The sequence below is a fragment of the Actibacterium sp. MT2.3-13A genome (genome assembly GCF_018139985.1).
Lineage (GTDB): Bacteria > Pseudomonadota > Alphaproteobacteria > Rhodobacterales > Rhodobacteraceae > JAGSOU01.
In genome coordinates this window covers 1-5354 of the sequence record NZ_JAGSOU010000038.1, presented here as the reverse complement: position 1 = coordinate 5354, position 5354 = coordinate 1, and the positions used below count along the sequence as shown (strand labels likewise).

Annotated in this window: 6 protein-coding genes and 1 pseudogene; 5 read left to right on the top strand and 2 right to left on the bottom strand. The window is 62.9% G+C overall.

The window, feature by feature from the left end:
• Window positions 1-562 precede the first annotated feature (562 nt).
• From KCI33_RS17730 to bioB, 4 genes are all read left to right on the top strand, one after another.
• Window positions 563-1087 carry a hypothetical protein gene (locus KCI33_RS17730; RefSeq protein ID WP_212526137.1) on the top strand — a complete coding sequence of 175 codons (525 nt, stop codon included), beginning with the start codon at window positions 563-565 and terminating at the stop codon, window positions 1085-1087.
• Between the two features lie 192 nt (window positions 1088-1279).
• Window positions 1280-1948, top strand: a complete 669-nt coding sequence (locus KCI33_RS17725; protein ID WP_212526136.1) for a GntR family transcriptional regulator — start codon at window positions 1280-1282, stop codon at window positions 1946-1948.
• A gap of 82 nt (window positions 1949-2030) precedes the next feature.
• Complete coding sequence (locus KCI33_RS17720) at window positions 2031-2588, top strand: biotin transporter BioY (RefSeq protein WP_212526135.1); 558 nt, start codon at window positions 2031-2033, stop codon at window positions 2586-2588.
• Entirely contained in the window at window positions 2585-3604 is a 1020-nt protein-coding gene (gene bioB, locus KCI33_RS17715; protein ID WP_212526134.1) for a biotin synthase BioB, read from the top strand. The genes KCI33_RS17720 and bioB overlap by 4 nt, the downstream gene beginning before the upstream one ends.
• 1139 nt (window positions 3605-4743) lie before the next feature.
• On the opposite strand, the gene KCI33_RS17710 is transcribed toward bioB, so the two are convergent.
• Complete coding sequence (locus KCI33_RS17710; RefSeq protein ID WP_212526133.1) at window positions 4744-4917, bottom strand: hypothetical protein; 174 nt, start codon at window positions 4915-4917, stop codon at window positions 4744-4746.
• A gap of 155 nt (window positions 4918-5072) precedes the next feature.
• The gene (locus tag KCI33_RS17705) at window positions 5073-5228 is read right to left on the bottom strand and encodes a hypothetical protein (RefSeq protein WP_212526132.1); all 156 of its coding nucleotides are present in this window, start codon (window positions 5226-5228) and stop codon (window positions 5073-5075) included.
• 27 nt (window positions 5229-5255) lie between these two features.
• On the opposite strand from KCI33_RS17705, the pseudogene KCI33_RS18085 reads away from it, so the two are divergent.
• Window positions 5256-5354: pseudogene (locus KCI33_RS18085) on the top strand (hypothetical protein); the annotation flags it as partial.

Below are 5354 nucleotides of genomic sequence, written 5' to 3'. Positions count from 1 at the left end.
AATCTGCGCCTCGGTGAAACGGCTCTTTCGCATTCGTCTGCTCCTTCAGGGTTGAGCAGACTCTACATCATGGTGCGGGACTTCGTGGGGGGCAGGTCAATGAAACTATCACGCGGCACGCCAGCGCGCAAAGTGTAGTTGGCCCTCAATTAATGATGTGCATTCTGCCTCCAACCAGCGGAAGGTTGGTCGGGTCCTGCGATGGGAGGTCCATGACGGGAGAACTGCGTGATCGCTTCGAGGAATGCCGGAACAAGGCCATCAGTGACTTCACTGGGGACTCTGCAGTGCGACAAAGACCCAAGTTCGAAAGTCGGCTTTGGGCCGATCGCGCCGCGCTGGCAGCCGCGTCCATCGCAACTTTGCGAAGGGCGCTTTCCTGCGCTCAGCGGACGGGTGTCCCAAGCTACCAAATAGGCCACGCCAGCCCCGCGAGCTCTGGTCGCACGGCATGAGTCGAGATCGCGGCAGAAAGGCCAGGGCTTGCATCCCAGAAGCGTTTCGCGGGATACGGCGGCCCGACAACTTCTCCTGGGAAGTCCATTGATAATCGAAAGCCACAATGTCTCCGACCGACCGCCTCAAGACCGACTGTTCCAAATGCGCGGCCCTTTGCTGCGTCGTTTTGGCCTTCGACAAAGGTAAGGATTTCGCATTTGACAAGAACCCCGGCGAACCTTGCCGGAACCTCTCGGGGCACAGTTGCACGATCCACGACAAGTTGACGCAGGAAGGTTTTCCTGGCTGTGTCGCCTATGATTGCCTCGGCGCCGGCAACCGTGTCGTTCAGGAAGTCTTCGCGGGTCGATCCTGGCAGAAGGACCCGCGCCTGATGCCGGTGATGATGGAAGCCTTCTCAGCCATGCGTGAGGTCCACAAGCGGATCGATTTGCTGCGTGCCGCCGAAGCCCTGCCGTTGGAGCCGCGCGACGACCAGAAACGTCGGGACTTCCTCGACTACCTCGAGCAGCACCGCTGGAGTGGGCCTGAGCTCAATGAATTCGAGGTTGGCCTGGCGCTGGAGATCGACATCTTCTTCCATGGGATCGGTAAGTATTTGGTCGTCACCCCCTCCGCCGGGCGGTGAGCCTGTGACTTGATGGTGGGGCACGCTATCATGTGAGACCCTGGCTATACGGCAATGGGGCGAAGGTCAGCTCCGAGCCCTTGTTGTCTGCGCGCAGGAGCAAGCCTCTCACGGTTGCAGCACGGACGCCCGGGGTCCGAACGGCTCTTCAGCAACATTGGCAAGAGCTGTCCTCGACTTTATCTATACTTCATGAGCGACGAATCCGTAGAGACCCTGGCTGCCCGGATTGCCCGCCTCCTGACGGACCGCATCGTTTCAGGGGAAATCGCTCCTGGCACGAGACTGCGGCAGGACCATATCGCCGCGGAGTTCGGCGCCAGTCACGTCCCGGTGCGGGAGGCTTTTCTCGAGCTGAAGATACAGGGCCTGGCCGAGGGACTGCCCCGCCGCGGATTCCGCGTCACCGACTTTGACCTGGCAGAGCTGCGCGAGGTCGCCGAGATGCGCGCCAGCCTCGAATCGCTCGCACTCCGCCACGCTGCACCGAACATGACGCGGGCGATTCTGACTGAGGCGGAGGAGGTTACGCGCCGCGGGGACACCGCCGACAACGTTCGCGACTGGGAGGCAGCGAACCGGCACTTCCATCGCCTGATCCTTTCGCCCTGCCGCATGCCACGCCTCCTGCGCACGATCGACGACCTGCATGTCGCAAGCGCCCGCTTCCTGTTCGCGGCGTGGCGACGGGACTGGGAGGCGCGCACCGACCACGACCACCGCAGCGTCATCGATGCGCTGCGCAAGGGGCAGACTGACCGGGCCTGCGCCACCCTGGCGCGCCACGTCGGATGGATCGGGAAGCGTAAGTCGGCCAGGAAAAATGCCGACGCGAGAGAGACTTACGAGATTCCTGGATAATTATCTATAATCGTGATTGAGCGGCCCGCCAGAAGCCTCTGTATTTGTAGATGCAAGTAAATCTGCTCACGGAGGACCTCTCATGGCGTCACTCACGCCCACCCTTGCCCGCTCCCACGCTCTCTGGCGCTGGATCGCCCTCGCACTCTCCGGCGCGGCCATCATCACCCTTGGCGCCAAGGCCCAGATCCCCTTCTGGCCGGTGCCCATGACACTGCACACGCTCGCGGTGTTCCTCGTCGCCGCGCTGCTCGGTCCACGTCTCGGCGTGGCGGCCATGGTCGCCTACCTCGGGGCGGGCGCAATGGGCCTGCCGGTCTTCTCGGGCTCCCCGGAACGCGGGATCGGGCTGGCCTACATGGCGGGCCCCACGGGCGGCTATCTTCTGGGCTTCCTGGTGGCCTCGGGGCTCATCGGCTGGCTTGCGGCTGGCCGCGGCTGGATCGGGCGGGCGCTTGCGATGCTTGCGGGGCTCGCGGTGGTCTACGCGGCGGGTCTGGCGTGGCTCGCGGCCTTCGTGCCAGCGACCAAGCTGCTGGCGGCTGGGCTCACTCCCTTCCTGCTGGGCGACCTCGTGAAGGTGGCGCTCGCTGCAACGCTCGTCTCCGGTGTGTTTCGTCTGAGGGAGAGGCTGAAATGATCCGCACGGACTGGACGCGGGAGGAAGCGCAGGCCCTCCACGACATGCCCCTCCCGGAACTGATGCACCGCGCACAGGCCATTCACCGCAAGCACTTCGACCCGACCGCAATCGAGACGGCGAGCCTTCTGAGCATCAAGACTGGCGGCTGCCCGGAGGATTGCGGCTACTGCTCGCAGTCGGCGCACTACAAGACCGGCGTGAAGGCGACCAGGCTGATGGGCGTGGACGAGGTGCTCGCGGCCGCGCAGCGCGCGAAAGAGGCCGGGGCGCAAAGGTTCTGCATGGGCGCCGCGTGGCGCAGCCCCAAGGATCGCGACATGGACAAGCTGTGCGACATGGTGCGCGGGGTTTCCGAACTGGGGCTCGAAACCTGCATGACGCTCGGCATGCTGACGCCCGAACAGGTGACGCGGTTCAAGGAGGCGGGGCTCGACTTCTACAATCACAACATCGACACCGCTCCAAACTACTACCGCGAGATTGCGACGACGCGGACGATGGAGGATCGCCTGGACACGGTCGAACTGGTCCGCCAGGGCGGGATCAGCGTCTGCTGCGGGGGCATCCTCGGCATGGGCGAAGCCGAGGAGGATCGTATTTCGATGCTCGTCACGCTGGCCACACTGCCCGAGCACCCGGGGAGCGTGCCGATCAACGTCTGGAACGAGATCGACGGCGTCCCGGTGCAGGACCGCGCCACGCCGATCGAGCCTTTCGCCCTCGTGCGGATGATCGCGCTCGCGCGGATCATGATGCCGGCCTCGGTCGTGCGCCTTTCCGCCGGGCGGACGGAAATGAGCGATGAGCTTCAGGCGCTCTGCTTCCTCGCCGGGGCGAACTCGATCTTCGTCGGCGACCAGCTTCTGACCACGAAAAACCCCTCGACCGGCAGAGACGCCGAACTGCTGAACCGACTTGGTCTGCGCATTGCACCGGCGGCGCCGCACCCGGACGGCGAACGACGGATCGGGCTCGGCGCCCTTACGTCGCGCGAAGCCCTCAGCGGACCATGAAATTCGTTTCGCTGGTCCTCTTCGGGGCAAGCCGAGGATTTCCTAAGGATACAAATGCTATACCCAAGTCATAGGGCAGTTATTTGAGCCCACGTATTCAGAGCGACGCTTTGATGCCATTCCTTCGACTTGCTATCTATTGTGGTCGCGGAGCTTCTCGCGACCACAGCGAACGGCAGGAAGGTCCGGACTCCCGACCTTCAACAGAGCCAGGATCGAGCGCCTGCGGCGAATGTCCGGTCCGGCGGACCGCAGCGCAGCATAACGGTGGTCGCATGAACGGCAGGAAAGGGCCGGGAGCATCATTTTTGGACATCGCCTCTTTAAGTCAAGGTAGACTAATCCCAGTCGAGGCAGGCCACCTCGAAAGCAATACCTCATACCCGGATCGTCTACCTGACCCCTCTCGCCGGCGAGGATTGCCCTAAGGCTGGCTGGGGCGCTCGCTGGGTGGTGCTGACGTTCCGGATGACTTCGGATAGCAGCCAGCGCAAAGAGCTTGCCCTGCGCGCTCTCAGAGAGTCTTGGCGACCGCACCGACCAGGCATGGGAGGTTTCAGCCACCCGGATCTGGCGGCGCCAGAATGCATCCCCTTCGTGTCCATGTGGATCTTCTAAGACTTCGTCATGTCCATGGACATACCCGATGGCGCCCTCCTGAACATCAATCCATTCCTCGCCGCGGTTCAGACCATCCCGTAGGTCGGAAGTGACCGGAGCGCCTCCTCGTCCTCTTTCCTGAGAAGCTCACGCGCCCTCCTGAGCGGGTTCCTGATACGCGACGCGGTCCACTCGTTACCATGCGAAGTCCGGAGACCCTTCCGCCTGCACCGGGATCCGGCGAGGCGCGGCGATTGAGCCATTCGTTACCTGCGACCCAATCTCTGATCTCGTCTGCCCTGTTGGGGTGCACAATGTGCCAAATGGGCTTCACATGACGTCAGCATGGCGTTGGCTGGCTGATAGGGCTTCCCCCACGTAGGCTGCATTGGCCCGGCAAGGTGCACTGTTAACCCCGAACTCGGCTCGGAGAGCGCTGTTGGTTGATGCGCTCAGCGCCTATTCAACCAAGCACCATAAGATCTCTGGCCCTCACTCTACCCGGCCAGAAGGCGTTGATCGACCCCGGGTAAGTCACATCAGGATAGGCATGCAATGACTGCCGCGGTCGTCCCCATCACAGCAGCAGCGGTGATAAACGGCATGAAAAAGGTATTGAAGCCGATCGGCCTAGCCTCCGTCAGCAGCCTGGCGATCTCGGCGCGCATCTTCTCGTGCGCAAGGTTTAGGTCGGGCGTGTGAATATTCGGCATGGTTGCGGTGCCTCCCCGCGTATCAATATGTGCGGTTTCGCTTCGCACATCAAACGCCGGCGCGCGAGACCTGTTCACTTTTGAGCGGCGTGGCGGGACACGGCGAGGAGTGATTATACGGCCGTTCCTCGCCGTGGATTCATGCCTTATTTCATTCACGCCCGCCGGGATGCACAGATCCGGCGCAGCAGCTGCACACGCCGTAGGGTGGGCGCGGGATCACGACCGAAGCTGACCTCGCGCAGGAACCGCAACCAGGCACGTTCGTTCGTGGTCAATAGCTCCACCTCCTGACGTTCGTTCTTGCCCATCACTACCTACTTTCCAAAGACCGCCCTGAGCCTCCCCTGCCGGTCTACGACAGCTCGGGCCCCTACACCGACCCGGATGTGGTGACGGATATCACGCAGGGGCTCGCGCCGCTTCGCCGCGATTGG

What these genes read in the sequence shown, in the direction of transcription:
- KCI33_RS17730 (WP_212526137.1), top strand. Translation starts at nt 563, where the DNA reads ATGTCTCCGACCGACCGCCTCAAGACCGACTGTTCCAAATGCGCGGCC.
- KCI33_RS17710 (WP_212526133.1), bottom strand. Translation starts at nt 4,917, where the DNA reads ATGCCGAATATTCACACGCCCGACCTAAACCTTGCGCACGAGAAGATG.
- KCI33_RS17725 (WP_212526136.1), top strand. Translation starts at nt 1,280, where the DNA reads ATGAGCGACGAATCCGTAGAGACCCTGGCTGCCCGGATTGCCCGCCTC.
- bioB (WP_212526134.1), top strand. Translation starts at nt 2,585, where the DNA reads ATGATCCGCACGGACTGGACGCGGGAGGAAGCGCAGGCCCTCCACGAC.
- KCI33_RS17720 (WP_212526135.1), top strand. Translation starts at nt 2,031, where the DNA reads ATGGCGTCACTCACGCCCACCCTTGCCCGCTCCCACGCTCTCTGGCGC.
- KCI33_RS17705 (WP_212526132.1), bottom strand. Translation starts at nt 5,228, where the DNA reads ATGGGCAAGAACGAACGTCAGGAGGTGGAGCTATTGACCACGAACGAA.